The organism is Allobosea sp. GW823-FHT01F03 (assembly GCF_058798075.1).
Map to the genome: position 1 here is coordinate 140,938 of NZ_CM179505.1, position 23,737 is coordinate 164,674.

The 23,737-nt window shown below is 68.5% G+C and carries 27 protein-coding genes; 10 read left to right on the forward strand and 17 right to left on the reverse strand.

Translation table 11 applies throughout. From position 1 onward, the window contains the following. Positions 1–45: 45 nt before the first annotated feature. The 12 genes from lnt to murJ form a co-directional block, all read right to left on the reverse strand. Positions 46–1,644 (reverse strand): apolipoprotein N-acyltransferase, encoded by a 1,599-nt coding sequence (gene lnt, locus AC3RCC_RS00655; RefSeq protein ID WP_492257288.1) that lies wholly within the window; start codon positions 1,642–1,644, stop codon positions 46–48. Continuing rightward, positions 1,641–2,621 (reverse strand): hemolysin family protein, encoded by a 981-nt coding sequence (locus AC3RCC_RS00660; RefSeq protein WP_492257289.1) that lies wholly within the window; start codon positions 2,619–2,621, stop codon positions 1,641–1,643. Before AC3RCC_RS00660 ends, lnt begins: the two co-directional genes overlap by 4 nt. Then, positions 2,618–3,214 (reverse strand): rRNA maturation RNase YbeY, encoded by a 597-nt coding sequence (ybeY, locus tag AC3RCC_RS00665; RefSeq protein ID WP_492257290.1) that lies wholly within the window; start codon positions 3,212–3,214, stop codon positions 2,618–2,620. Before ybeY ends, AC3RCC_RS00660 begins: the two co-directional genes overlap by 4 nt. Further along, on the reverse strand, positions 3,211–4,365 hold the full coding sequence (locus AC3RCC_RS00670) for a PhoH family protein (RefSeq protein ID WP_291642224.1): 1,155 nt from the start codon (positions 4,363–4,365) through the stop codon (positions 3,211–3,213). The genes ybeY and AC3RCC_RS00670 overlap by 4 nt, the downstream gene beginning before the upstream one ends. A gap of 98 nt (positions 4,366–4,463) precedes the next feature. After that, the gene (gene miaB, locus AC3RCC_RS00675) at positions 4,464–5,816 is read right to left on the reverse strand and encodes a tRNA (N6-isopentenyl adenosine(37)-C2)-methylthiotransferase MiaB (protein ID WP_492257291.1); all 1,353 of its coding nucleotides are present in this window, start codon (positions 5,814–5,816) and stop codon (positions 4,464–4,466) included. 124 nt (positions 5,817–5,940) lie between these two features. Further along, positions 5,941–6,750, reverse strand: a complete 810-nt coding sequence (locus AC3RCC_RS00680) for a lysophospholipid acyltransferase family protein (protein ID WP_291641088.1) — start codon at positions 6,748–6,750, stop codon at positions 5,941–5,943. A gap of 100 nt (positions 6,751–6,850) precedes the next feature. After that, positions 6,851–7,348 carry a GNAT family N-acetyltransferase gene (locus tag AC3RCC_RS00685; protein ID WP_492257292.1) on the reverse strand — a complete coding sequence of 166 codons (498 nt, stop codon included), beginning with the start codon at positions 7,346–7,348 and terminating at the stop codon, positions 6,851–6,853. 2 nt (positions 7,349–7,350) lie between these two features. Beyond that, complete coding sequence (tsaB, locus tag AC3RCC_RS00690) at positions 7,351–8,052, reverse strand: tRNA (adenosine(37)-N6)-threonylcarbamoyltransferase complex dimerization subunit type 1 TsaB (RefSeq protein WP_291641084.1); 702 nt, start codon at positions 8,050–8,052, stop codon at positions 7,351–7,353. 155 nt (positions 8,053–8,207) lie between these two features. After that, the gene (locus AC3RCC_RS00695) at positions 8,208–8,774 is read right to left on the reverse strand and encodes a NifU family protein (protein WP_291641082.1); all 567 of its coding nucleotides are present in this window, start codon (positions 8,772–8,774) and stop codon (positions 8,208–8,210) included. 96 nt (positions 8,775–8,870) lie between these two features. Further along, a complete protein-coding gene (locus tag AC3RCC_RS00700; RefSeq protein WP_291641080.1) occupies positions 8,871–9,365 on the reverse strand; it encodes a universal stress protein in 495 nt (164 codons plus the stop codon). Positions 9,366–9,509: 144 nt separating this feature from the next. Continuing rightward, positions 9,510–10,580, reverse strand: a complete 1,071-nt coding sequence (gene trpS / locus AC3RCC_RS00705; protein WP_291641078.1) for a tryptophan--tRNA ligase — start codon at positions 10,578–10,580, stop codon at positions 9,510–9,512. A 52-nt stretch (positions 10,581–10,632) separates the two neighbouring features. After that, the gene (murJ, locus tag AC3RCC_RS00710; RefSeq protein ID WP_492257293.1) at positions 10,633–12,228 is read right to left on the reverse strand and encodes a murein biosynthesis integral membrane protein MurJ; all 1,596 of its coding nucleotides are present in this window, start codon (positions 12,226–12,228) and stop codon (positions 10,633–10,635) included. 60 nt (positions 12,229–12,288) lie between these two features. Between murJ and AC3RCC_RS00715 the strand changes: the two genes are divergently transcribed. After that, positions 12,289–12,825: a Panacea domain-containing protein gene (locus AC3RCC_RS00715; RefSeq protein WP_492257294.1), complete on the forward strand. Its 537-nt coding sequence runs from the start codon at positions 12,289–12,291 to the stop codon at positions 12,823–12,825. A gap of 270 nt (positions 12,826–13,095) precedes the next feature. Here the strand turns inward: AC3RCC_RS00715 and hslU are convergent, their stop codons facing one another. The 3 genes from hslU to hslV all read right to left on the reverse strand — a co-directional run bounded on the left by hslU (position 13,096) and on the right by hslV (position 16,182). Beyond that, on the reverse strand, positions 13,096–14,403 hold the full coding sequence (hslU, locus tag AC3RCC_RS00720) for an ATP-dependent protease ATPase subunit HslU (protein WP_291641072.1): 1,308 nt from the start codon (positions 14,401–14,403) through the stop codon (positions 13,096–13,098). Between the two features lie 115 nt (positions 14,404–14,518). Then, the gene (locus AC3RCC_RS00725) at positions 14,519–15,616 is read right to left on the reverse strand and encodes a hypothetical protein (RefSeq protein ID WP_291641070.1); all 1,098 of its coding nucleotides are present in this window, start codon (positions 15,614–15,616) and stop codon (positions 14,519–14,521) included. After that, a complete protein-coding gene (gene hslV / locus AC3RCC_RS00730) occupies positions 15,613–16,182 on the reverse strand; it encodes an ATP-dependent protease subunit HslV (RefSeq protein WP_291641068.1) in 570 nt (189 codons plus the stop codon). Before hslV ends, AC3RCC_RS00725 begins: the two co-directional genes overlap by 4 nt. 42 nt (positions 16,183–16,224) lie before the next feature. Here hslV and AC3RCC_RS00735 point away from each other — a divergent pair, with 42 nt between their 5' ends. The 6 genes from AC3RCC_RS00735 to AC3RCC_RS00760 are packed head-to-tail and all read left to right on the forward strand — an operon-like array spanning position 16,225 to position 19,701. Next, positions 16,225–16,671, forward strand: coding sequence for a hypothetical protein (locus tag AC3RCC_RS00735; protein ID WP_291641066.1), 447 nt, complete (start codon positions 16,225–16,227; stop codon positions 16,669–16,671). A gap of 60 nt (positions 16,672–16,731) precedes the next feature. Further along, positions 16,732–17,319 (forward strand): imidazoleglycerol-phosphate dehydratase HisB, encoded by a 588-nt coding sequence (gene hisB, locus AC3RCC_RS00740; protein WP_492257295.1) that lies wholly within the window; start codon positions 16,732–16,734, stop codon positions 17,317–17,319. 12 nt (positions 17,320–17,331) lie between these two features. After that, positions 17,332–17,817, forward strand: a complete 486-nt coding sequence (locus AC3RCC_RS00745; RefSeq protein WP_492257296.1) for a DUF2628 domain-containing protein — start codon at positions 17,332–17,334, stop codon at positions 17,815–17,817. Further along, positions 17,814–18,470, forward strand: a complete 657-nt coding sequence (gene hisH, locus AC3RCC_RS00750; RefSeq protein WP_492257297.1) for an imidazole glycerol phosphate synthase subunit HisH — start codon at positions 17,814–17,816, stop codon at positions 18,468–18,470. Before AC3RCC_RS00745 ends, hisH begins: the two co-directional genes overlap by 4 nt. Then, positions 18,458–19,201 (forward strand): 1-(5-phosphoribosyl)-5-[(5-phosphoribosylamino)methylideneamino]imidazole-4-carboxamide isomerase, encoded by a 744-nt coding sequence (gene hisA / locus AC3RCC_RS00755; protein WP_492257298.1) that lies wholly within the window; start codon positions 18,458–18,460, stop codon positions 19,199–19,201. Before hisH ends, hisA begins: the two co-directional genes overlap by 13 nt. 32 nt (positions 19,202–19,233) lie before the next feature. Further along, positions 19,234–19,701 carry a DUF29 domain-containing protein gene (locus AC3RCC_RS00760; protein WP_327522464.1) on the forward strand — a complete coding sequence of 156 codons (468 nt, stop codon included), beginning with the start codon at positions 19,234–19,236 and terminating at the stop codon, positions 19,699–19,701. 16 nt (positions 19,702–19,717) lie between these two features. On the opposite strand, the gene AC3RCC_RS00765 is transcribed toward AC3RCC_RS00760, so the two are convergent. Further along, positions 19,718–20,443, reverse strand: coding sequence for a carbonic anhydrase (locus AC3RCC_RS00765; protein ID WP_492257299.1), 726 nt, complete (start codon positions 20,441–20,443; stop codon positions 19,718–19,720). 144 nt (positions 20,444–20,587) lie between these two features. Continuing rightward, positions 20,588–21,385: a transporter substrate-binding domain-containing protein gene (locus tag AC3RCC_RS00770; protein ID WP_492257300.1), complete on the reverse strand. Its 798-nt coding sequence runs from the start codon at positions 21,383–21,385 to the stop codon at positions 20,588–20,590. A 165-nt stretch (positions 21,386–21,550) separates the two neighbouring features. On the opposite strand from AC3RCC_RS00770, the gene hisF reads away from it, so the two are divergent. Genes hisF through coaA form a run of 3 tightly spaced genes read left to right on the forward strand, consistent with a single transcriptional unit; the run spans position 21,551 to position 23,671 of the window. Next, complete coding sequence (gene hisF, locus AC3RCC_RS00775) at positions 21,551–22,315, forward strand: imidazole glycerol phosphate synthase subunit HisF (protein ID WP_316019439.1); 765 nt, start codon at positions 21,551–21,553, stop codon at positions 22,313–22,315. Between the two features lie 5 nt (positions 22,316–22,320). Beyond that, entirely contained in the window at positions 22,321–22,641 is a 321-nt protein-coding gene (locus AC3RCC_RS00780) for a phosphoribosyl-ATP diphosphatase (RefSeq protein ID WP_492257301.1), read from the forward strand. Positions 22,642–22,696: 55 nt separating this feature from the next. Beyond that, a complete protein-coding gene (gene coaA / locus AC3RCC_RS00785) occupies positions 22,697–23,671 on the forward strand; it encodes a type I pantothenate kinase (protein ID WP_492258728.1) in 975 nt (324 codons plus the stop codon). Positions 23,672–23,737 lie beyond the last annotated feature (66 nt).

Consider the following 23,737-nt stretch of genomic DNA (forward strand, 5'->3'; position numbering starts at 1 on the left):
GTACCTCATAGCAGGTGTCGATCGACGGGAAGGTTCCAAACGGGATCACTTGCGCCGTGGCCATAGCCCAAACAGCAGGGAGGTTACAATCAGGCATGCAAAAAAAACATCCCCGAAGCGCGAATAGGGTGTCGGCGGCCCGGCCCGCGGCAGACTCGCATCGAGCACGCCGGACTCGCCCAGCGCCAAGGCGGCGCGAACCCGGCCATGGCCGTCGAGCACGGCCGATATCCCGGTATTGGCGACGCGGACCAGCGGCAGCCCTTCCTCGATCGCCCGCAGCCGCGCCTGCGCCAGGTGCTGATAGGGACCACTGGTCCGGCCGAACCAACCGTCATTGGTCAGATTGAGGATATAGCCCGGCCTCGGCCCGCTCGGCATCGCGGCGCCCGGAAAGACGACCTCGTAGCAGATCAGGGCGGCAGCCGGCGGCAGCCCGCGCACCTGGAGTGGCGTGCGCCGCGTGCCGGCGGCGAAGCCGCCGGGCACCGAGACGAACTCGGACAGGCCGACGGCCCGGATCAGGCGCTCGAGAAAGGGCGGCAGATATTCGCCGAAGGGCACGAGGTGCACCTTGTCGTAGCTGCCGGCGATCACACCTTCGTCATCGACGATCTGGATCGAATTGTAGATCGGCGGCCGGCTCTCGCCGGGCAGCACCTCGCCGGCGCGCGCCGCGCCGGTGATCAGGGTCGCACCGGGCGGCAGCAGGGCCGCTATCCGCGCCAGCGCCTGCGGCGTCCGCCCGAGCAGAAAGGGAAAAGCCGATTCCGGCCAGATCAGATGGGTGACGTCCTGCACGCCCAGCGTCTTCGGTCCGGTCGCCCGATCGCTCAGCGCGAGATAGCGCGCCAGGATCATCTCGCTGTTGCTCGGGCTGAACTTGGCGTCCTGCGGCAGGTTCGGCTGCATCAGGCGCAGCTTCACACCCGCAACCGCGGCCGTCGGCCCGGCAGGCACGCGCCAGGCGCCGAAAGCGGCCATGGCGGCGAGCGCGACGACCGCGAGCCCGGTCGGCTGCCAGCGCGCCCTTGCGGTCTCGCCCGTTCCGAGCGCCGCCGGTGCGGCCCCGATCGCCACCGCGAGCAGCGTCAGCCCGTAGAGCCCGACCAGCGAGGCACTCTGCGCCAGCCATTCCGGCCCCGCCAGCATCATGCCGTAGACGTTCCAGGGAAAGCCGGTGAGCACATGGCCGCGCAGCCACTCGCTCAGCGCCAGCATCGCCGCGAGCACGAGGATGCGCCCTGCTCCCGACGGCCAGAGCAGCCGGGCGAAGCCGAAGCCGAGCGCCGGGAAAAGCGCCAGGAAGGCCGGCAGCGCCACGACGCCGAGCGGCATCGCCCAGGCGAATTTGTCGGCTTCGACCAGAAAGGCGGCGCCGAGCCACCAGAGCCCGGCGAGATGGTAGCCGAAGCCCCACCACCAGCCGGCGAGCGCGGCGGCGCGGAAACGGCCGGCCCGGCTGTCGGCGACCGCGCCATCGATCAGCCAGACCACCACGGTCATCGGCACGACGATAAGCGGCCAGAGATCGAGCGGCGCCAGGGCCAGCGCACCGCTCGCGCCTGCCGCCAGCGCGATCAGGCGCTTCGGCCAGCCCCAGGCGAGGATGACGCGATCGGCCAGAGCCGCCAGCGCCGTCATGGCGCGTCCGGTGCGGCGGCCTCGCCGGCCGCGACCTCGCTACGGCGATGGATGCGCAGGCGCTTGACGCGGCGGGGATCGGCGTCGAGCACCTCGAATTCGAGGCCTTCCGGCCCCTTGATCAGTTCGCCGCGTGCCGGCACGCGGCCGGCCAGGGTCACGATCAGCCCGCCGAGCGTATCGACCTCCTCGGCGACCTCTGCCCGCGAGAGATCGATGCCGGTGGCTTCGTTCAACTCCTCCAGCGTCGCGCGCGCATCGGCGATGAAGCGGTTCTCGCCGGCCGGCGCGATGGTCGGCGCCTCGTCATGGTCGTGCTCGTCCTCGATGTCGCCGACGACGATCTCGATCAGGTCCTCGATCGAGACCAGCCCGTCGGTGCCGCCGTACTCGTCGATCACCAGCGCGATATGGGTCCGCGTCGCCTGCATCCGGACGAGGAGGTCGACTGCCGGCATCGAGGGTGGGACGTAGAGCACCGGGCGCAGGATGCTCGCCTGCGCCAGCGTCGCCGAGAGATCGACGGCACCGAGATCGGGAACCGCCTCGCCCTCGCCACCCCGGCCGGGCTTCGCGCACGCCGCGAGAAAGTCGAGGAAATCGCGGATATGGATCATGCCGCGCGGATCGTCGAGCGTCTCGCCATAGACCGGAAGGCGGGAATGACCGGCGCTGCGGAACAGGGCGAGCAGCCCCGCCAGCGTGGCATCGAGGGAAACCGCGATGATGTCGGCGCGCGGCACCATGACATCGTCGACCCGGCGCTCGCGCAAGCTGAGCACATTGGAGAGCATCGCCCGCTCCTGCGGGCTGATGTCGGCGATCCCGCCGCTTCCCTGCGCCAGGGCCTCGGTGATCTCCTCGCGGACGGAGCCGCCATGGCGCAGGCCGAGCCGATCGAGGAACTGGCCGAGCCAATGGGTCAGGCCGCGGCCGGCGGGCTCGGAGGTGGTGCTAGGTCGAGGGTCGTCGCTCATGGCGCGGGTGAAGACTGCTTCTTGGAGGCGGCCGCTCCGGGAGGCGGCCTGGTGGGTTCCGGATCGCTTCCGGCATAGGGATCGGCGATGCCGAGCCGGGCGAGCGCCGCGGTCTCCATCGCCTCCATCCGCTGCGCCTCGGCCTCGGTCTCGTGGTCCTCGCCGAGCAGATGCAACAGGCCATGGATGACGAGATGGCTGAGATGATCGCCGAGACTCTTGCCCTCGGCCTGCGCCTCGCGCGTCAGCGTCTCGAGGGCGAGCACGATATCGCCGAGCACCGGGCTCGCGGCGACACGCTCCGGCGGCACGGCCGGGAAGGAGAGGACATTGGTCGGCTTGTCGAAGCCGCGCCATTCGCGATTGACGGCGCGGATGCGCTTGTCGTCGGTCAGGAGCAGGCTGAGCTCGGCGCCTGCGAGCGGCGTCAGGCGCGCTTCCGCGAGACCGGCGGCGATCGCCGCCTCGATGCGCGGCCTGAGATCGCCGAACTCACGCCAGCGCCGCGATTGCAGGCGCAGTTCGAGCGTCAACCCACCGGCCGGCAACTCGGATCGCGGCGCGGCGCGCCGCGATCGAGGTCGATCGTTCATCGCGGTCTCTCCCGCGACAGCATGCGCTTCAACCCGTCGGCATCGCCCTCCACCGGGCCGGCATCGGCCGGCTGGAGATTGGCGAGCCGGGCCTCACGCTCGTCGCGTTCCTTCCTGGCGGCATCCTCATAGGCCATGACGATGCGGCGCACGAGTTCGTGGCGGACGACGTCGCCCTCCTCGAAGCGGGCATGACCGACGCCCTCGACGCCCGAGAGCAGCCTGACCGCCTCGACCAGACCGGAGCGCTGGCCCGGCGGCAGGTCGATCTGCGAGGGGTCGCCGGTGATGATCATGCGCGAGCCCTCGCCGAGGCGGGTCAGGAACATCTTCATCTGCACGGAGGTGGCGTTCTGGGCCTCGTCGAGCAGCACGACCGCATTGGTCAGGGTGCGGCCGCGCATGAAGGCAAGCGGCGCGATCTCGATCATGCCGGTCTGCAAAGCGCGTTCGACATGGCGCGCCTCCATGAAATCGTTGAGCGCGTCGTAGATCGGCCTGAGGTACGGGTCGACCTTCTCGCGCATGTCGCCCGGCAGGAAGCCGAGGCGCTCGCCGGCCTCGACCGCCGGCCGCGACAGCACCATGCGCTCGACCACGCCCTGCTCGATCAGCGAGACCGCATGGCCGACCGCGAGCCAGGTCTTGCCGGTGCCGGCCGGCCCCTCGGCGAGGACGAGCTCATGGCGCTTGAGCTGGCGCAGATAGGCGTCCTGCGCCGCATTGCGGGCGCGCACCGGGCCGCGCTTGCGGGTGACGATGGCGTCGAAGGCCGATTTTCCGGCATTGTCGGCTGGGAAGAGCGAGCGCTGCACATTGCTCTCCTCGATCGCGCCGTCGACCTCGCCGAGATTGACCGCGGCGCCGATCTTGGCGCGGGCATAGAGGGTGCGCAGCACGCGGCTGGCCTGCTCGGCGGTGTCCGGCGGCCCCTTGATGGTGATGTGGTTGCCATTGGGGCTGACGACGACGCCGAGCCGGCGCTCGAGATGTGCCAGGTTCTGGTCGTATTGCCCGAAGACCAGGCTGGCGAGCTGGTTGTCGTCGAAGGACAGCACCACTTCCGTGCCGGACAGGCCGGCGCGCGCCGGCACCTCCTCGCGGAGCGCCAGCGGGTCGCGGCGAAGGCCGCGTTCGGGTCTCGGATTCATCGGATCGGCCTGGGCCAAAGGTGTCTTCTCCTGGAGCGGGGGTCGTGGGCAGGCAGAGGCACGCGACGAGACCCGACTCGACTTCTAGGCATACGCACTCAGGCAGCGAGCTCCCGTGAGACGGCCCGGCCGAACAGCGAGTTCGAGCCGGCCCGCTCGATCGTCACCATGACGCGCTCGCCGATGCGATGCGTCGCGGTTTCGATCTGGACCGCCTGGAGATAGGGGGTCTTGCCGGCAAGCTGGCCGGGATGGCGCCCGGCCCGCTCGAGCAGCACCTCGACGGTGCGCCCGACCATGGCGTGGTTGAACTCCTGGCGATGGCGCTCGACCAGGGCCTGCAGGCGCTGCAGGCGCTCGTCCATCACCGCCGGCTCGACCTGTGTCTCCAGTTCCGCGGCCGGGGTACCGGGGCGCGGCGAATACTTGAAGGTATAGGCCGAGGCGAAGCGGATATCCTCGACGAGCTTCAGCGTCGCCTCGAAATCGGCATCGCTCTCGCCGGGGAAGCCGACGATGAAGTCCGAGGACAGGGCGATGTCGGGCCGGGCCGCGCGCACCTTGTCGATCAGCCGGCGATATTCGTCGGCGGTGTGCTTGCGGTTCATCGCGGCGAGGATGCGGTCGGAGCCGGCCTGCACCGGCAGATGCAGGAAGGGCATCACCTGCGGCAGGTCGCGATGGGCGGCGATCAGCTCATCGTCCATGTCGCGCGGATGGCTCGTGGTGTAGCGGATGCGGGCGATGCCGGGCACCTCGGCGAGGCGGCGCATCAGCCGCGCCAGCCCCCAGATTTGCCCGTCCTGCGCTTCGCCATGATAGGCGTTGACGTTCTGGCCGAGCAGGGTGACGTCCTGCACCCCGGCACCAGCCAGCCGCTCGACCTCGGCGACCACCTGCGCGACCGGGCGCGAGAACTCGGCGCCGCGCGTATAGGGCACGACGCAGAAGGCGCAGAACTTGTCGCAGCCTTCCTGCACGGTGACGAAGGCCGAGATGCCGCGCGCCAGGATCGCCGCGGGCTTGGGCGCCGGCAGATGGCCGAACTTGTCGTCCGGCGGCAGGTCGGTGTCGACGACGCGGCCGGCGCGCGCCTGGCGCAGCAATTCGGGCAGGCGATGATAGGCCTGCGGGCCGACGACGAGGTCGACCGCCGGCTGCCGGCGCTGGATCTCGGCCCCCTCGGCCTGGGCGACGCAGCCGGCGACGACCAGCGTGGTCTCGCGGCCATCGGCCTTGCGGTCCTGCTTCAGCTCGCGCAGCTTGCCGAGCTCAGTATAGACCTTGTGCGCCGCGCGCTCGCGGATATGGCAGGTGTTGAGCAGGATCAGATCGGCGTCGTCGGGCGTCGCGGTCTCCTCGTAGCCCTCGCCGCCCAGGACATCCGCCATGCGCTGCCCGTCATAGACGTTCATCTGGCAGCCATAGGACTTGATGTGGACTTTCTTCATCAATGCCGATCCGACCTCAATCCCGTCTCCTTAACCCAGCCGGCCGCGATTTGGGAATCATACTGCCGCGGGTGGCGGGCACGCAATATCCGGGCCGCTCCCGACGAATCGCCTGGAGGCTTGCTCAAGCGCGTGACCGGCCGGTGACGGCCTCCTGCCGGGCCCGGCGGATGGCGATCTCGGCGAGCCGCGTCGCCTCCTTACGCGAGAGCTTGCGGCCCATCCGGATCGGCTCGCCCCAGGCGAGCTCGACATCGACCGCCCCGGCCGCCAGGATCGACTTCAGATGCGGCGCGAGCTCGGTGTCGCCATGCCAGGCCAGGGCTGAGCGTATCGCCCGCCCGCCGGGCAGGCCGTGATAGCCGAGATAGGTGATGCAGAGCGGGTAGATCGTCACCTCGCCCTCCGCCTCGCTCTCGCCGCGCACCGCCTCATGGGCAGCGCCGAGCAGCGAGGAACGCAAGGGCAGGACGCGGGTGCCGTCGCCGGTCGTGCCCTCGGCGAAGAGCACCACAGCCTGCCCGTCCGAGAGCCTCTGCCCCATCTCCACGGCGACGCCGGCGGTAGCACCGCGGCGCTTGCGGTCGATGAAGACGGTGCGCTGCAAGGTCGAGAGCCAGCCGATCACCGGCCAGGTCGCGACCTCGGCCTTGGCGACGAAGGAGAGCGGACGCGCGGCGCCGAGCACGGGGATGTCGAGCCAGGAGACATGGTTGGCGACGATCAGCCCGCCCTCGCGGGGACCAGGAGGCGTGCCGCGAATCACCGCGCGGACGCCGAGCCCCCGACAGACCAGCCGATGGAACAGGCGCGTGAACAGGAAGCCATGGCCGGCCCCCAGCCGCATCGAGACCAGTTGCGGCGGGATCAGGACGAGCGTTCCGAGGCTGATCAGCGCCATGCGCAGCATCGCTCCGGGACCCAGGCCGTTCATTCTCTGCACCAAGCTCCGCTCACAGGGTTCCGGCTATAATCGCCGCCCACCCGCCCGTCCATGGCGTACAATCGCGCAGGACAGCTCGGCCCAGGGCAGCTCAGCCAAGATCGAGCCGCATCACCAGCGCGGCCGCGCGGCTGCCGTCGGGCTTCGGGTAATAGCCCTCGCGCCGGCCAACCTCGGCGAAGCCGAACTGGCGGTATAGGCCGACCGCGGCCGCATTGGTCTCCTCGACTTCGAGGAAGAGCCGGGCGACGCCCCGCGCCGCGAGCCTTGCGAGATGCCCCGCCAGCAGCGCCTGGGCGAGACCGCCACGCCGGCTTCCCTTGGCGACGACGATGCTGAGGATCTCGGCCTCGTCGGCGGCGATCCGCGACATCACGAAGCCCGAGGGATCGACGGCGCTGCCGGAGAAGACGCCATCGGCGAGAACCGAGGGATCGGCCAGAAGCGCCGCGCATTCGCCGGGACCCCAGAGCCGGGCGAAGCCGCCCTGATGATGCAAGGCGGCGACCTGGCGCGCCTGGGTCGTATCGAGCCGGCCCGTCCGGGCCGGGGCCGCACGGCGGTGGCGGAGGCGGTCGAGCCAGTCCATGCTCAGCGCCGCGGCAGGCGGGCACGATCCTGCGGCGTCGTCTCCGGCTCCTTGAGGTAGAGCGGGCGCGGCGGGGCGCTCTGCGGATCGGCGATCATGCCGAGCCGCGCGACCCAGATCACGTCGGGCGCCCTGGCGTCGTCGACGACGACGGCATCGAGCCCGATCGCCCAGGCCTCGTTGGCGACGGCGAGCGCCGCCGAGCCGACGAGCGAGACCGGGCCTGCGCCGATGGCGCGGGCTGCATCGCGATGGTTGACCTGGCGGATCGAGACCAGCTGCTTGCCCTGCGCGTTCAGCGCCTGGAACCAGACCTGGCCGTGCCTGGCATCGAGCGCGGCGGCGATCACCCGGCCGCCCTCGCGCCCGATCAGCGGAGCGGCGGTCGCCGCCAGGGTCGAGACACCGACTGCCGGAATGCCGGCGGCGAAGGCGATGGCGCGGGCCGCGCTGATGCCGACCCGCAAGCCGGTATAGCTGCCGGGGCCGATGGTCACGGCGACGCGATCGAGCGAGGAAAAGCCTCCCTCGACCTTGCCCATCACGCGCTCGATCATCGGCATGAGCGCTTCGGCATGGCCGCGCTCCATCGCCACCTGCTCGATGGCGACGGGCTGGGTGGCACCGGCCTCGAGCACGCAGGCGGAGCAGGCGCCGAGCGCGGTGTCGATGGCGAGGATGCGCATTAGTTGCCTACCCGGCATGAAAGATGGCCGGTCGTCCCGGGCGACCGAAGGAAGACCCGGGACCCATGCCGGAACATCACCGATGAAGGCTCAGGCATGGATCCCGGCTCTGCGCTGCGCTCCGGCCGGGATGACCGCCGGAGAATGTTGAATGAACCGAGGCGGGGCGGCGCTCAGACCGCCTCGACCTCGCGAACCTGCGGCAGGAAGTGCCGCAGCAGGTTCTGGATGCCGTGCTTCAGCGTCGCGGTCGAGGAGGGACAGCCCGAGCAGGAGCCCTTCATCGCCAGATAGACCGTGCCGTCCTTGAAGCCGCGGAAGGTGATGTCGCCGCCATCGCCGGCCACGGCCGGACGGATGCGGGTCTCGAGCAGCTCCTTGATCGTCTCGACGGTCTGCGCGTCCTCGTCGGCGAAGAACTCCTCCTCGCTCTCCTCCGGACCGGCATCCGCAGCGCCGTCCGCCATCAGCGGGGCGCCCGACATGTAGTGCTCCATGATCGCGCCGAGGATGGCGGGCTTGAGATGCGGCCATTCGCCCTCCGCCTTGGTCACGGTGATGAAGTCGGAGCCGAAGAACACCGCCGAGACGCCCTTGACGCCGAACAGGCGCGCGGCGAGCGGCGAGCGATCGGCCTGTGCCGGGTCGCGCAATTCGACCGGCCCTCCGGGCGAGACGCTGCGGCCGGGCAGGAATTTCAGGGTCGCGGGATTGGGCGTGGCTTCGGTCTGGATAAACATGGATCTTACCTCCGGCACCGACGGGTCAAGGCCGCCGTTCCTGTTCCCGATATAGGCCCATTGCTGGAATCATTCCAGCCGCACCGGCCTGCCGGATCAGGCGAGTGCGTCGATTTCCTCGTCGGCGAGATGGCCGGGAACGATGGCCACCGGAATCGGGAAGGTCCCGGCGCTCTTGCCGGCGAGCGCGCTGACCAGCGGCCCCGGCCCGTTGCTGCCTGTGCCTGCAGCCAGCACCAGCAGCGAGATGTCCTCGTCGGCCTCGATCAGCTTGACCACCTCGTCGGCCTTGATGCCGGTACGCACCACCTTCTCGGGCTCGAGCCCGGCGAGCGAGCGCACCGTGGCGGCCGCAGCGGCGATCAGCGCCTCGGCTTCCGCCTCGGCCTCGGCCCGCATCACCTCGCCGACGCCGAGCCAGTTCTCCTCGGCCGGAGGCGTGACCACGCCGAGCAGCACGATGGTCGCACCGACGCGGGCGCAGCGCCTGGCCGCGAAGCGCACCGCCTTGGCGCATTCCGGGCTGTCGTCCACCACCGCCAGGAATTTCGGGCGATGGCCCGTCTCATAGGACCGCCGTCTCTTGACCATTGCCGCCGCCTGTCGCCGCTTCCCGAGCCTGATATCGTGGCAGGCGCCGCAAGGTCAGCGCAAGCCCCGGCCCGCGCCGACCGCCCGGACCGCACTTTGCCCGGCCGCCTATGGCCGGGCAGGATAATCGCCTGATCTCAAAGACTAAGACGCCTGGCGCCGGCGCACGAAGCCAACGATGTCCTTGACGTCGCGCATGATCGGCGCGGCGATTGCATCGGCACGGTCGGCGCCGTCACTGAGGATGGCGTCGACATGGCCGGGATCGGCGAGCAGCCGGCGCATCTCGGCGGCGATCGGGCCGAGCTTGGCCACGGAAAGATCGACCAGGGCGCCCTTGAAGCCCGAGAATTGGCCACCGCCGAACTGGCTGAGGACCTGCGCGCGGGTGGCGCCGGAGAGGCCGGCATAGATGCCGACGAGGTTCTCGGCCTCGGGCCGGCCCTCGAGTCCCTTCTCCTCGGAAGGCAGGGCCTCGGGATCGGTCTTCGCCTTGCGGATCTTCTGGGCGATGGTGTCGGCATCGTCGGTCAGGTTGATGCGCGAGAAATCCGAGGCGTCGGATTTCGACATCTTCTTGGTGCCGTCGCGCAGGCTCATCACCCGGGTCGCCGGACCCTGGATCATCGGCTCGGGCAGCGGGAAAAAGCCGAGATCGCCGGTCCCGGTGCCGAGCTTCTCGATCTGCTCGGCGAAGTCGTTGTTGAACTTCTGGGCGATGTCGCGGGTCAGCTCGAGATGCTGCTTCTGGTCCTCGCCGACCGGGACATGGGTCGCCTTGTAGAGCAGGATGTCGGCGGCCATCAGCACGGGATAATCGTAGAGCCCGACCGAGACGTTCTCGCGGTCCTTGCCGGCCTTCTCCTTGAACTGGGTCATGCGGTTGAGCCAGCCGAGGCGGGCGACCGTGTTGAAGACCCAGGCGAGCTCGGCATGGCCGGTGACCTGGCTCTGGTTGAAGATGATGCTGCGCTTGGGGTCGACGCCGGCGGCGATATAGGCGGCGGCGACCTCGCGGGTGGCGCGGGTCAGCTCGACCGGGCCGCCCCAGACCTCCATGGACGGCGTGATCGCGTGCATGTCGACGACGCAATAGATGCAGTCATGCGTTTCCTGCATCGCCACCCAGTTCACGAGGGCGCCGAGATAATTGCCGAGATGGAGCGTCGAGGTCGGCTGCATGCCGGAGAAGACGCGGGGAAGGAAAGCAGCCATCGGGCGCTCCGTCGTCATTGGCGTTATCGGGCCCGGGCCGAAGGTTTTCGGCTCAGGAACGCGGCGTTCTGACGGAAGCGCCGCGAAGGCGCAAGAGCAGCGGCCCGAAAGCCCCGAGCATCCAGCCCGCGAGGCCATAGACCAGGGCCCCGCCGAGACAAAGCGCCGCCAGCGCCGCGGCGCGCGACAAGGCCGGCTGGCCATGGGCGAGCCAGCGCTGCAGAGGCGGCAACAGGACCGCGAGCGCCGCCGCCATCAGCGCCGCCGCGAGCAGAATGGCGAGGATGGCGCGAATCGTCGCAGCGTCGGGCCGCCACAGCCGCTCCCGCAGCAGGCAGCCCGTTAGCAGCAGCGCCTGGACGAGGAAGGCGAGGCTCGCGGCCAGCGCGCCGATCATCGCGGCGTCGCGCCAGCCGAGCAGGGCATAGCCGGCGCCGGCCGCGACGAGTACGGCGGCGAACCCCGTGAGCAGGGGCAGGCGCGGCCGGCGCCGGACGAAATAGGCCTGGCCGAAGACCTTGGCGACGAGCGCGAAGGGCAGGCCTAAGGCGAAGGCTGAAAGCGCGGCGGCGGTGCGCGCCCGGTCGGCGGCGCCGAAGCGGCCCTGCTCGAACAGCACCGAGACGATCGGCTCCGCCAGCAGGAACAGGGCGGTCGCGGCAGGGATGGCGAGGGCGAGGCCGAGCGCCAAAGCGCGGCCGAGCAGCGCATCATGCGCCGCCTGCGCCTGCTCGCCCGCCATGGCCGAGAGCACGACCGTGCCCATCGCCACGCCGAAGAAGGAGAGCGGCAGCTGGAAGATGCGGTCGGCATAATAGAGCGCGGCGACCGAGCCGGCTTCCGTGGAGGCGATCTGGGTCGAGACCAGCAGGATGAGCTGCGCCGCCGATGCCGCAAGCAGGGTCGCGCCGCCGGTCCTGACCAGCCGCGTCATGTCGCGCGACCAACGCAGGCTCGGGCGCGGCAGGCCGATTCGGCGCAGGGGAGCGAGGATCAAGGCGAGATGGGCAAGCCCGGTCAGGCTGAGGCCGGCGGCGAGCAGGGTCGCGCTCTCGGCGCTCGACCCGCCGCGGAAGAGCTCGACGAGCAGGGCGACAAGCAGGATCGCGTTCATCAGCGCCGGCGCCAGCGCCGCGACCGTGAAGCGGCCCTCGGCATTGAGCAGCGCCGCGAGCAGAGCCGCGAGCGTCGTCAGCAGCACGAAGGGCAGCATCAGGCGGGTATAGAAGGCGGCGAGCGCCAGCGTGTCGGGCTCCCCGGCAAAGCCGCCGGCGAGGCCGAGGACCACCCAGGGCGCGAACAGCTCGGCCAGGGCGACGAAGAGCAGCAGCAGCAGGCAAAGATGGCTCGCCGCCTCGCCGGCGAAGCGCCGCGCCGCCGCCTCGCCGTGCTCGGCCTTGATCGCAAGATAGAGCGGCACGAAGGGCGCGTTCAGCCCGCCCTCGCCGAGCACGCGGCGGACCAGATTGGGCAGGCGCAGCGCCGCGAGAAAGGCATCCGCCACCGGCCCGGTGCCGAGCACGCGGGCGATCAGCACGTCGCGGGCGAAACCGAGCAGGCGCGACAGGATCGTCGCCGCGCCGACGACGAGGGAATCGCGGGCGAGACGGGGGGAGCTTGGCTCGGGCGGCGCGGAAGCGGACGTCACAACTTAGCCGTTGCCCTTTTGTTCAGTTGCTGATTCACTTCAACTAGACCGGTGGGTGCCATGAAGCCAGAATTCGATCGGGAGAAATTCAAGGCTGTCGTCCACTACCTCTGCCGGCATGCAGGCGATGATTTCGGCAAGATAAAGCTCCACAAGGCGCTATACTTCGCGGATATGCTGCACTTTATCGACAAGGGGCAGCCGTTGACCGGCGTCGACTATATCAAGCAAAAATTCGGACCGACCGCCCGGCACCTGACCCGGGAGCTCGACGAGCTCGCCAGCGATGGAGCGATCCGCGTGTCGCAGGAAAACTACTTCGGCTTGCCCAAATACGCGTTTCACACGCTACGCGAACCATCGACGAACCGTTTGTCGGACGAAGACCGCGCCCTGCTGGATGAAGTCCTGAGGTTCGTCGGCGACTACAGCGCCACGGCAATTTCTGAGCTGAGCCACAATGAGGCATGGCACGCCTTCGAGATCGGTGCCGTCATCCCCTATGAGACAGCCTATTGGCTCGTGCCGACCGAGATTACCGATGATGATATGGTCTGGGCCGCAGCGCAGATGCGAGAGCACGCGCACGCTGGCTGAGCGATATGCGGCAAGTCATCTGGTCCGACCTAGCCGAGCAGGGGCTGGCGCGCTGCATACCGGCAGATAGGCTCGATGGCGTTCGCACCGCTATTGAATTACGGCTTGCGCACGACGGTGCAATGCCACTCAGGCGCCATCCTGCCTTCCCTACGCGCCAAATCTACGTCTTCGCCTTGTTCATCGGCGTCGGTGATCTGCGTGGCGTCGTCGAATTCAACGGCGACGCCACGATCTGACATATCGGCATCAGGCCACCAAACTCTCGCGCTACAGAATGAACCGGCTGAGATCGGCATTCCTGGCGAGGTCGCCGATCCTCGCCTCGACATAGGCGGCGTCGATCTCGACCTTCTCGCCGCCGCGATCGGTGGCGGTGAAGGAAATCTCGTCGAGGATGCGCTCGATCACGGTCTGGAGCCGGCGCGCGCCGATGTTCTCGACCGTGGCGTTCACCGCGACCGCGATCCTGGCGATCGCGTCGATCGCATCGGGCGAGAAGGAAATCTCGACCTGCTCGGTCGCCAGCATCGCCACCGACTGCTTGATCAGGCTGGCCTCGGTCTCGGTCAGGATGCGCTTGAAGTCCTCGACGTCGAGCGGCGAGAGTTCGACGCGGATCGGCAGGCGGCCCTGCAGCTCCGGCAGCAGGTCTGAGGGCTTCGAGACGTGGAAGGCGCCCGAGGCGATGAACAGGATGTGGTCGCTCTTCACCGGCCCGTGCTTGGTCGCGACGGTGGTGCCCTCGATCAGCGGCAGCAGGTCGCGCTGCACGCCCTCGCGCGAGACATCGGCGCCGGAGCGGCCCTCGCGGGCACAGATCTTGTCGATCTCGTCGAGGAAGACGATGCCATTGTTCTCGACCTCGCGGATCGCCTGCTGGACGATCGCATCCTGATCGATCAGCTTGTCGCTCTCCTCGGCGAGCAGCGGTCCATAGGCGTCCTTGACCTGGACGCGCCGCGGCTTGCCCTTCTGGCCGAAGGCCTTGCCGAACATGTCGGAGAGGTTGATCGCACCGATCGAGGCGCCGGGCATGCCGGGGACCTCGAACATGGGCTGGCCGGAACCGCCCGAGGCGACCTCGATCTCGATCTCCTTGTCGTCGAGCTCGTTGGCGCGCAGCTTGCGGCGGAAGGCGTCGCGCGTCGTCGTGCTCGCCGTCGCCCCGACGAGCGCATCGAGCACGCGCTCCTCGGCGGCGACATGCGCCTTGGCCTGGACGTCCTTGCGCCTGAGGTCGCGGACCAGCCCGATCGCGACCTCGACGAGGTCGCGCACGATCGATTCGACGTCGCGGCCGACATAGCCGACCTCGGTGAACTTGGTCGCCTCGACCTTGAGGAAGGGCGCGTTCGCCAGCTTGGCGAGGCGCCTTGCGATCTCGGTCTTGCCGCAGCCGGTCGGCCCGATCATCAGGATGTTCTTGGGCGCGACCTCCTCACGCAGCGGGCCTTCGAGCTGCTGCCGGCGCCAGCGATTGCGCAGCGCGATGGCGACGGCGCGCTTGGCGTCGTTCTGGCCGACGATGTAGCGATCGAGCTCGGAGACGATCTCGCGGGGGGAAAACGACGTCATCAAACAGGTTCCTGGACCATGATCAGCGCGCGACCGTCGCCGGTATCGCGTTCTTGGAGAGCGGTGAAGCCGGCCTTCTCATAGGCGCGGATCGCGGCGAGATTATCCGACCCGCTCATGGCGAGCCCTGCAGGAAGACCGGCGGCAAGCGATCCGCCAGCACGCCCAGCGGAAGCCGCGGGACGATCAGCGTTCTCAGCGAGCGCCAGCCGGCGGAAAGCCCGAGCACCACGACCGCCAGACCGAGCAGGGTCAGCGGCAGGCCGAGCCCACCCTCGACGCGCTGGGCCAGCAGATAGGCGATGGCGATGCCGGCATAGCTCAGCCCGGAGACGATCAGGGCGCGGCGGTCGATCACCAGCGCGACCAGCCCGAGCAGGACGAACAGCACGAGCACGACCAGTGCCTTGCCGGTGCCGATATCGCCGATGCCGCCGGTCGCGAGCTGGATCGTCGGGTGGACGATCAGCGGCGCGGCGAGCAGATGCAGCCAGAAGGCGCCATCGGAGCGGCGCGTCAGCCGGCGCGGGTCGCTCATATCGGCGCGCATGGCGAAGAGGAAGATGCCGACGCCGACCAGGAAGGCCAAGGCGGTCAAATGGTTCTCGATCAGCCGGGGATCGGCGAGAGTCAGCAATCCCGCGAGCACGGCGACGCAGCCGGCCGCGGTGATCGCAGCATCGATCGGCACGCGAAACCGCCAATGGTGCAGGCCCGCCGCGAGCGCACCGGCGAGCCCACCGCCGATCAGCAGCCAGCCTTGCCGTGCCTCGCCGCGAATCGCCGCCTGCTGGACCAGCAGCTCGACGGCGAGCAAGGCCAGGAAGCCGGCGGCAGCCGCGAACATCAGGGCAAGCGCAATCGACGGCAAAGCGAGCCGCATGCGGCGCGAGAACCATTCCGCCAGCCCCCAGGCGACGACGAGGCCGGTCAGGGCGAAAGCCTCGCCGAGGCCGAGCAGTTGCGTCAGCCCGAGCAGCGCCGAGGCGAGGAGCCCGACCCCGATGGTGACGAAGACGTCGTTGAAGCCGCCGATCAGCCGAAAGCGCTCGTCATCGGGATCGACCGCGCGGCTATCCTCTGCGGCGACATCGCCGGCGAGCGGGGAAACGGCCTCGCGGCGCAGCCGCGCCAGATGGCTGAGGCGCACCGCCTGGGCCTGGTCGATGATGCCCTCTGCGACCGCGGCCTGCAGATCCTCCTCGCGGATCATGCCAATTCCAGGCTCTCGATGACGAGGGAATGGTTGGTGTAGACGCAGATATCGCCAGCGATCTTCATCGCCTTGCGGACGATCGTCTCGGCATCGGGTTCGACATCGACCAGCGCGCGGGCGGCGGCGAGCGCGTAATTACCGCCGGAGCCGATCGCCATCACCGAGCCGTGCTCGCTCGCCTCGGGTTCCAGCACGTCGCCGGTGCCGGAGATCAGCAGCGAGACCTCCTTGTCGGCGACGAGCAGCATCGCCTCCAGCCGGCGCAGATAACGGTCGGTGCGCCAGTCCTTTGCGAGCTCGACGCAGGCGCGCAGCAGCTGCGTCGGATATTGCTCGAGCTTGGCCTCGAGCCGTTCGAACAGGGTGAAGGCGTCGGCGGTGGCGCCGGCGAAACCGGCGATCACCGCACCCTTGGCGAGGCGGCGCACCTTCCTGGCATTGCCCTTCATGATCGTCGGGCCGAGTGAGACCTGGCCGTCGCCGCCGATCACGACGCGGCCGCCCTTGCGCACCATCAGGATGGTGGTCGCGTGCATCAGCGGGGCATTGCTAGTCTCAGACATTGCGATTCGATCTCGGGCAAACGGTCAACAGGAACCGCCAACATGTTCAGGCTGAAGCCCGGTATCAAGAGCGACCCGGTCAAACGCTGGAATCTGTCTGAACGGGCCTTCTTCGCCTGCGGCGCCTGTCACATCCTCGCTTACGCCTTTCTGGACGCCTATCCGTGGCACGGTTTCCGCGCTGTCTGGATCAGGCCGGCCGGGGGTTTCACCGGGAACCATGTCTTCGTCACCAACGGAAAGACGGCCTTCGATTTTCACGGCTATCGCTGCGAGGAGGCTCTGATTGCTCATCACTGGACCAAGGGCCGGCTCTGGTGGCCGGGCTGGGACGGCACGCTGGTACCCTTGCCGCAGGACGTGCTGATCAGCGAAGCGAAATCGAAGACCTATGACAGCCTCTGGCTGCGCGAGCCCGGCCAGTTCCTGCACGATGCCCTGCCGCGGGCACGGGCCTTCCTTCGCCGCTTCGGCCCGCCGCCGGGATAGCGATCTGCGCCCACGCCTGCTAAAGCGGGCACGGTTTTCTTAAGGGTGACAGAGGTCAGCATGCGTTCGGGCGAGGTCAAGCGCCGTACCAACGAAACCGACATCGCGGTGAAGCTCGTGCTCGACGGCACCGGCAAGGCCGAGATTTCGAGCGGCGTCGGCTTCTTCGACCATATGCTCGACCTGTTCGCCCGGCATTCGCTGATCGACACCACGGTCGCGGTAAAGGGCGACACCCATATCGACGACCACCACTCGGTCGAGGATGCCGGCATCGCGCTCGGCGAGGCCCTGAAACAGGCGCTCGGCGACAAGAAGGGCATCCGCCGCTATGCCGACGTGCATCTGCCGATGGACGAGACGCTGACCCGCGTCGCGGTCGACGTCTCGGGCCGGCCCTTCCTGGTCTTCCGCACCGAGTTCAAGGCGCAGAAGATCGGCAGCTTCGACACCGAGCTGGTGCGCGAGTTCTTCCAGGCCTTCGCCATGAATGCCGGCATCACCCTGCATGTCGAGACGCTCTATGGCGACAACGCCCACCATATCGCCGAGAGCTGCTTCAAGGGGCTGGCGCGGGCGCTGCGCCAGGCGCTGGAAGTCGACCCGCGCGAGGGCGGCCGCGTGCCCTCGACCAAGGGTGCGCTGTAAGGGGCCGATGCCATGGCGTTCTATCAGGTCCTGATTCCGCCGCCCGGTGCCGGCGGGTTGCGCGAGGAAATCGAGCAGGCACGCGTCCTGCCCGAGAGCTTCACCTGGTCTGCCTTCCTGTTCGGCGGGTTCTGGCTCTTGCTGAAGCGGCTCTGGCTCGCTTTCCTGCTCTACGGCTTGGCCTGGGGCGGCATCATCTATCTCCAGCGCCAGTTTGGCTTCTCCTTCGCCGCGGTCTCGCTGTCGCATCTGGCGCTCGGCATCTTCCTCGGCCTCGAAGGCCAGAATCTGATCGCGCGCAAGCTGACGCGCAAAGGCTGGCGGCTCGTCGACATCGTTGAGGCGCCGGACCTTTCCAGCGCCGAGCGCCGCTATTTCGAGCGTGCCCTGCCGGAAGGCGCAGCCCCGCGCCCCGTGACCCCAACGAACGCGCCGGCCCGCTTCGCAGGCGGACCGACGCCGGTGATCGGCCTCTTCCCGGAAGCGAGCGGACGATGAGCCAGACCGTCACCATCGTCGATTACGGCTCTGGCAATCTGCACTCGGCCGCAAAAGCCTTCGAGCGCGCGGCCGATGAAGCGGGCATCGCCGCCAGCATCCACGTCACCAGCGATCCCGACGCGGTCCGCGCCGCCGACCGTATCGTGCTGCCGGGCGTCGGCGCCTTCGCCGATTGCCGGGCCGGGCTCGATGCGGTCGCCGGCATGGTCGAAGCGCTCGAGGACACGGTGCGCGGCAAGGGCCGGCCCTTCCTCGGCATCTGCGTCGGCATGCAATTGATGGCGAGCTGCGGGCTGGAATACGTCACCACGCAAGGGCTCGGCTGGATTCCCGGCGATGTCAGCCTGATCCGCCCGCAGGATGAGAGCCTGAAGATCCCGCATATGGGCTGGAACACCCTGCACAAGCAGGACGAGCACGCCCTGCTCGACGGAATCGAGACCGGCCCCGCCGGCTGGCACGCCTATTTCGTGCACTCCTACGCGCTCGTCGCCGAACGGGCGCAGGACGTGCTCGCTTTGACCGACTATGGCGGCCCGGTCACCGCCATGGTCGCGCAGGGCAACATGGCCGGCACGCAGTTCCATCCCGAGAAGAGCCAGAGGCTCGGCCTCGCGCTGATCGCTAATTTCCTGAGGTGGAAGCCTTGATCCTTTTCCCCGCCATCGACCTCAAGGAAGGCCGCTGCGTTCGCCTGAAACAGGGCGATATGGAGCAGGCGACGATCTTCAACGACGATCCCGCCGCCCAGGCCGCGACCTTCGAGGCCCAGGGCTTCCAATGGCTGCATGTCGTCGATCTCGACGGCGCCTTCGCCGGCAAGCCGATGAATGCCGGCGCCGTCGAGGCGATCCTGAAGCGCGTCGCCTTTCCGGTCCAACTCGGCGGCGGCATCCGCGACATGAAGACGGTCGAGGGCTGGCTCGAGAAGGGCATCGCCCGCGTCATCATCGGCACGGCGGCGGTGCGCGATCCCGCCTTCGTGCGCGATGCGGCAAAGGCCTTCCCGGGCAAGGTCGCGGTCGGCATCGATGCGCGTGACGGCTATGTCGCCGTGGAAGGTTGGGCGGAGACCTCGGCGCTCGCCGCCGACGATCTCGGCCGGCGCTTCGAGGATGCCGGCGTCGCGGCGATCATCTACACCGACATCGCCCGCGACGGGATGCTGGAGGGTATCAACTGGGACGGCACGATCGGCCTCGCCCATGCGCTCTCGATCCCGGTGATCGCCTCGGGCGGCCTCGCCTCGATGGCCGATATCGAGCGGCTCTGCGCGCCCGATGCCGCGATCCTCGAAGGCGCCATCACCGGCCGCGCCCTCTATGACGGGCGGATCGACCCCGCCGCCGCGCTGGCGAGGCTCGCGGAAGCTCGCCGCTGACCAATCGCACGACGCCGTGCTATGCTGCCGCCATGGCGAGCCAGAACATCCTGAGCAAGCGTCCGGCGCGTGCCATTCGGTACGAGCAGGATTTCTATGGCTGGGCGCTTGAACAAGCCGCGCTGCTCCGCCAAGGCAGGCTCTCCGAATTGGACGCCGCGAATCTTGCCGAGGAGCTCGGAGATTTGGGCCGCGCGGAATTCAACTCGCTTGTCAGCGCCTTGCGCGTCCTGACCATGCACCTGCTGAAATGGGACCATCAGCCCGAAAAGCGCAGCCGGAGCTGGGAGCTGACCATCGCCAGCCAGCGACTTGAACTGGCTGACATCCTCAAGGACAGCCCGGGTCTCAAACCGCGTTTCGACGAGGCACTGGCGCGGGCCTATCGGCGTGCACGCCTGGAGGCATCCAGCGAGACGGGGCTGGATGCGTCCGTCTTTCCCGAGGCCTGTCCCTACGACCTCTGGGCGATCGCCACGCGCGAGATCGCGCTGCGATGACGCCCGCCGTCGCCGCTCAGACCAGGTTCACCTTGCCGGTGGCGAGATCGTAGACGCCGCCAACCACGACCAGCTTCTTCTCGGCGAAGCGCTTCGAGAGGATCGGCGTCGCCTTCTTCAGTCTCTCGACGTTGAGCCTGACATTGGCGATGGTCGCGGCGTCCAGCATGTCCTGCGGCTTCTCCTTCTGGGCGGCGAGGACGGCCGGGCGGATCGCCTCGACCAGCGCCGGCAAGTGGCCGGGAAGCTTGGTCTTGTTCTTGACCACGTCGATCGTCGCCGAGATCGCGCCGCAGCTGGTATGGCCGAGCACGAGGATGAACTGCGAGCCCAGAACCTGCGCCCCGAATTCGAGGCTGGCCAGCGTGTCCTTGTTGACGAAATTGCCGGCGACGCGGGTGACGAAGAGCTGGCCCGGCCCCTGGTCGAAGGCGAGCTCGGGTGCGACGCGGGAATCGGCGCAGCTGACGATCGAGGCGAACGGCGACTGCGAGGCGGCGCGCGCGGCACGGCCGGCCGAGAAGTCACGCTCGCTGAGCTGGCCTGCGACATAGCGGGCATTGCCCTCGACCAGCCGCTTCAGGGCCTCGTCGCCATTGACGGCCGGGCTCTGGGCATGCGCGGCCGAGCTTAGGCCCGCGACGCCCGGCAAGCAGGCGCCGAGCGCCAGGAGCCCGCCCGCCCTGAGAAAGCCACGACGCGAGCCCGAGACGGACAGCCCATCAGCGCATTGGTCACACATGATCTTCCCCCCGAAGCGGCCCGGCGGAGCGCCGGGCCCGATCTCTGCGCTGCCCTTACGGCAGGCAGCGCAGAATGCACAAGCGAGCGTTGGGCTCCGGTTAAGGCGCTCCGGCAAATCCGAGCGGAATTGCCGATACCTTCCTCAGCGGAAATGCTTGTCGAAGATGCGCTGGTATTCGCCGGTCGACTTCGCGATGTGCAGCCACTGGTCGACGAAGGCCTTGAAGACGACGTCGCCGCGCGGCAGCAGATAACCGATCTCCGAGAAAGTCAGCGGCTTGTCGGTGTTGACCGCGCAGAGGCCGGGCTTGAGCCTCTCCTGGATCGTCGCCTCGCGCGCCTCGGTGATCATCACGTCGGCACGGCCGGCGAGGATCTCGTCGAAGATCGAGACATTGTCGGTGTGGAGTTGCAGCTTGGCCTGCTTGAAGCTGGTGCGGGCGAAGCGCTCATTGGTGCCGCCGGGATTGAAGATCACGGTGGTGCCGGGCTTGTCGATGTCGGCGACGGTCTGGAGCTTGTCCTTGTCGGCGCAGCGCACCAGCGGGACCTTGCCGGTGGCGAGCGTCGGCGCCGAATAGAAGGCGCGCTTTTGGCGCTCGAGCGTGACGCCGATGCCGCCCATGGCGATATCGCATTTGCCGGCGAGGAAATCCGGCATCAGATCGGCCCATTTTGTGCGCACGAACCGCGGCTCGACGCCGAGCGCCTTGGCGAGCGACTGCGCCATCTCGATGTCGACGCCCTCATAGCCCTCGCCGACCGCGACGGTGAACGGCTTGTAGTCGCCCGCCGTGCAGATGCGCAGCGTGCCGGCGCCCAGGATGGTGTCGAGCTGGCTGGCCGGCGCCTGGGCGCGAGCCCCGGAGAATGCGAGGCCCATGGCGGCCAGGAACGCGGCGCCCCTGACGGCGCCGGCGACGAGTGTGGTGATCTTCACGAACGGCTTCCCCTTTGCGGGCTCGGACGGCCCTTGCGTCAGGAAAGCAGGAGCCCGCGGCCGCTTCAATCGCGGGCGGCCCTGCGGCCGGGAGCATTCCAACCGGGCGGCGCTTGCTCTAGGGTCGCGCGCCATTACCTTTCGCCTTTTCGCCGGCAAACAGACATGACCCTGAAAACCCGCATTATCCCCTGCCTCGACGTCAAGGACGGCCGCGTCGTCAAGGGCGTGCAGTTCCTCGACCTCGTCGATGCCGGCGATCCGGTCGAGGCGGCCAAGGCCTATGATGCGGCCGGCGCAGACGAACTCTGCTTCCTCGACATAACGGCGAGCAGCGAAGATCGCGGCATCCTGTTCGACGTGGTGACGCGCACGGCCGAGGCCTGCTTCATGCCGCTGACGGTCGGCGGCGGCGTGCGCTCGCTCGAGGATATCAGGCAGTTGCTGCTGGCCGGGGCCGACAAGGTCTCGATCATGACGGAAGCGGTGAAGCGGCGCGAATTCGTGCGCGAGGCCGCGCAGAAATACGGCGCGCAATGCATCGTCGTCGCGATCGACGCCAAGCAGGTCTCACCGGAACGCTGGGAGATCTTCACCCATGGCGGGCGCAACCCGACCGGGCTCGACGCCGTCGCCTATGCCCGAGAGGTCGCCTCATTGGGTGCCGGCGAGATCCTTTTGACCTCGATGGATCGCGACGGCGCCAAGACCGGCTTCGACATCGAATTGACGCGGCGGGTCGCCGATGCGGTCGCCGTGCCGGTGATCGCGTCCGGCGGCGTCGGCACGCTCGACCATCTCGTCGAGGGCGTGCGCGACGGCCATGCCTCGGCCGTGCTCGCCGCCTCGATCTTCCATTTCGGGACCTTCACCATCCCGCAGGCGAAGGCACACATGGCGGCGGCCGGCCTCGCCATGCGGCTGGACTGATCGCGATGACCACCTTCACCCTCGCCGATCTCGAACGCATCGTCGCCGAACGCGGCGCCGCCTCTCCGGAGGAATCCTGGACGGCCAAGCTCTTGGCCGCCGGCCCGGAGCGGGCCGCCAAGAAGCTCGGCGAAGAGGCGGTCGAGGCGGTGATCGCCGCCGTGAAGGGCGATCGCGAGGAGCTGATCGCCGAAAGCGCCGACCTGCTCTATCATCTTTTGGTTGTGCTCAGGGCTCGGAATGTTGCATTGCGGGACGTGTTGAGCCAGCTTGAGGCTCGAACGGGGCGTTCCGGCCTGGCAGAAAAGGCCGCTCGCCCGCGTTGAACACGAGGCGAGTCACGCGTTGAACCTCGAAGCCTGGAATGCGGGTCGCTTCACCATGGACCAGCGTCTCGCCCTCTCGTCCAAGGACCCCGAGCTGGTCTCGCCCTACCGTGCCTTCACGCGCGACGAATGGGCCCATCTGCGCGCCGACACGCCGCTGACCCTCTCGGTCGACGACCTGACCAGGCTGCAATCGATCAACGACCCGATCTCGCTCGACGAGATCGTCGCGATCTATCTGCCGCTGTCGCGCCTGCTCTCGCTCTACGTCGCGGCGACGCAAGGGCTGTTCAAGGCGACCCAGCGCTTCCTGATGGCCGAGGCCGAGGTCAAGGTCCCCTATATCATCGGCGTCGCCGGCTCGGTCGCGGTCGGAAAATCGACCACGGCGCGCGTGCTCCAGGCCCTGCTCTCGCGCTGGCCGAACACGCCGAAGGTCGAGCTCGTCACCACCGACGGCTTCCTCCTGCCCAATGCCGAGCTGGAACGGCGCGGGCTGATGCAGCGCAAGGGCTTCCCGGAGAGCTATGACGGGGCGGCGCTGCTGCGCTTCGTCTCGGATGTGAAAGCCGGCAAGCGCGCCGTCGCCGCGCCGGTCTATTCGCATCTCGTCTACGACGTCGTGCCCGGCGAGCAGGTCACGGTCGAGCGGCCGGACATCCTGATCCTCGAAGGGCTCAACGTGCTGCAGGCGAGCCGCCTGCCGAAGGACGGCTCGGTGATCCCCTTCGTCTCGGACTTCTTCGACTTCTCGGTCTATCTCGACGCCGACGAGAACGATCTGCACCGCTGGTACGTCAACCGCTTCATGACCCTGCGCCAGACCGCCTTCCGCGACCCGCGCTCCTTCTTCCGCAAATATGCCGAGATCGGCGAGGAGGAGGCGCTCGCGATCGCCGAGAATCTCTGGACCGGCATCAACCTGCCGAATCTGCGCGAGAACATCCTGCCGACGCGGCAGCGCGCCAGCCTGATCCTGACCAAAGGCGCCAGCCATCGCATCCAGCAGGTCGCGCTGCGACGGCTTTGAGTCCGGAACTACCCGAGTTTCCGATCCCTCATCCTGAGGAGCAAGGCGCGAGCCTTGCGTCTCGAA

Bases quoted from the DNA above. Each gene is read 5' to 3' on its own strand.
- lnt (WP_492257288.1), bottom strand. From the start codon at position 1,644: ATGACGGCGCTGGCGGCTCTGGCCGATCGCGTCATCCTCGCCTGGGGC.
- AC3RCC_RS00660 (WP_492257289.1), bottom strand. From the start codon at position 2,621: ATGAGCGACGACCCTCGACCTAGCACCACCTCCGAGCCCGCCGGCCGC.
- ybeY (WP_492257290.1), bottom strand. From the start codon at position 3,214: ATGAACGATCGACCTCGATCGCGGCGCGCCGCGCCGCGATCCGAGTTG.
- AC3RCC_RS00670 (WP_291642224.1), bottom strand. From the start codon at position 4,365: ATGAATCCGAGACCCGAACGCGGCCTTCGCCGCGACCCGCTGGCGCTC.
- miaB (WP_492257291.1), bottom strand. From the start codon at position 5,816: ATGAAGAAAGTCCACATCAAGTCCTATGGCTGCCAGATGAACGTCTAT.
- AC3RCC_RS00680 (WP_291641088.1), bottom strand. From the start codon at position 6,750: ATGAACGGCCTGGGTCCCGGAGCGATGCTGCGCATGGCGCTGATCAGC.
- AC3RCC_RS00685 (WP_492257292.1), bottom strand. From the start codon at position 7,348: ATGGACTGGCTCGACCGCCTCCGCCACCGCCGTGCGGCCCCGGCCCGG.
- tsaB (WP_291641084.1), bottom strand. From the start codon at position 8,052: ATGCCGGGTAGGCAACTAATGCGCATCCTCGCCATCGACACCGCGCTC.
- AC3RCC_RS00695 (WP_291641082.1), bottom strand. From the start codon at position 8,774: ATGTTTATCCAGACCGAAGCCACGCCCAATCCCGCGACCCTGAAATTC.
- AC3RCC_RS00700 (WP_291641080.1), bottom strand. From the start codon at position 9,365: ATGGTCAAGAGACGGCGGTCCTATGAGACGGGCCATCGCCCGAAATTC.
- trpS (WP_291641078.1), bottom strand. From the start codon at position 10,580: ATGGCTGCTTTCCTTCCCCGCGTCTTCTCCGGCATGCAGCCGACCTCG.
- AC3RCC_RS00715 (WP_492257294.1), top strand. From the start codon at position 12,289: ATGAAGCCAGAATTCGATCGGGAGAAATTCAAGGCTGTCGTCCACTAC.
- hslU (WP_291641072.1), bottom strand. From the start codon at position 14,403: ATGACGTCGTTTTCCCCCCGCGAGATCGTCTCCGAGCTCGATCGCTAC.
- AC3RCC_RS00725 (WP_291641070.1), bottom strand. From the start codon at position 15,616: ATGATCCGCGAGGAGGATCTGCAGGCCGCGGTCGCAGAGGGCATCATC.
- hslV (WP_291641068.1), bottom strand. From the start codon at position 16,182: ATGTCTGAGACTAGCAATGCCCCGCTGATGCACGCGACCACCATCCTG.
- AC3RCC_RS00735 (WP_291641066.1), top strand. From the start codon at position 16,225: ATGTTCAGGCTGAAGCCCGGTATCAAGAGCGACCCGGTCAAACGCTGG.
- hisB (WP_492257295.1), top strand. From the start codon at position 16,732: ATGCGTTCGGGCGAGGTCAAGCGCCGTACCAACGAAACCGACATCGCG.
- AC3RCC_RS00745 (WP_492257296.1), top strand. From the start codon at position 17,332: ATGGCGTTCTATCAGGTCCTGATTCCGCCGCCCGGTGCCGGCGGGTTG.
- hisH (WP_492257297.1), top strand. From the start codon at position 17,814: ATGAGCCAGACCGTCACCATCGTCGATTACGGCTCTGGCAATCTGCAC.
- AC3RCC_RS00760 (WP_327522464.1), top strand. From the start codon at position 19,234: ATGGCGAGCCAGAACATCCTGAGCAAGCGTCCGGCGCGTGCCATTCGG.
- AC3RCC_RS00765 (WP_492257299.1), bottom strand. From the start codon at position 20,443: ATGTGTGACCAATGCGCTGATGGGCTGTCCGTCTCGGGCTCGCGTCGT.
- hisF (WP_316019439.1), top strand. From the start codon at position 21,551: ATGACCCTGAAAACCCGCATTATCCCCTGCCTCGACGTCAAGGACGGC.
- AC3RCC_RS00780 (WP_492257301.1), top strand. From the start codon at position 22,321: ATGACCACCTTCACCCTCGCCGATCTCGAACGCATCGTCGCCGAACGC.
- coaA (WP_492258728.1), top strand. From the start codon at position 22,697: ATGGACCAGCGTCTCGCCCTCTCGTCCAAGGACCCCGAGCTGGTCTCG.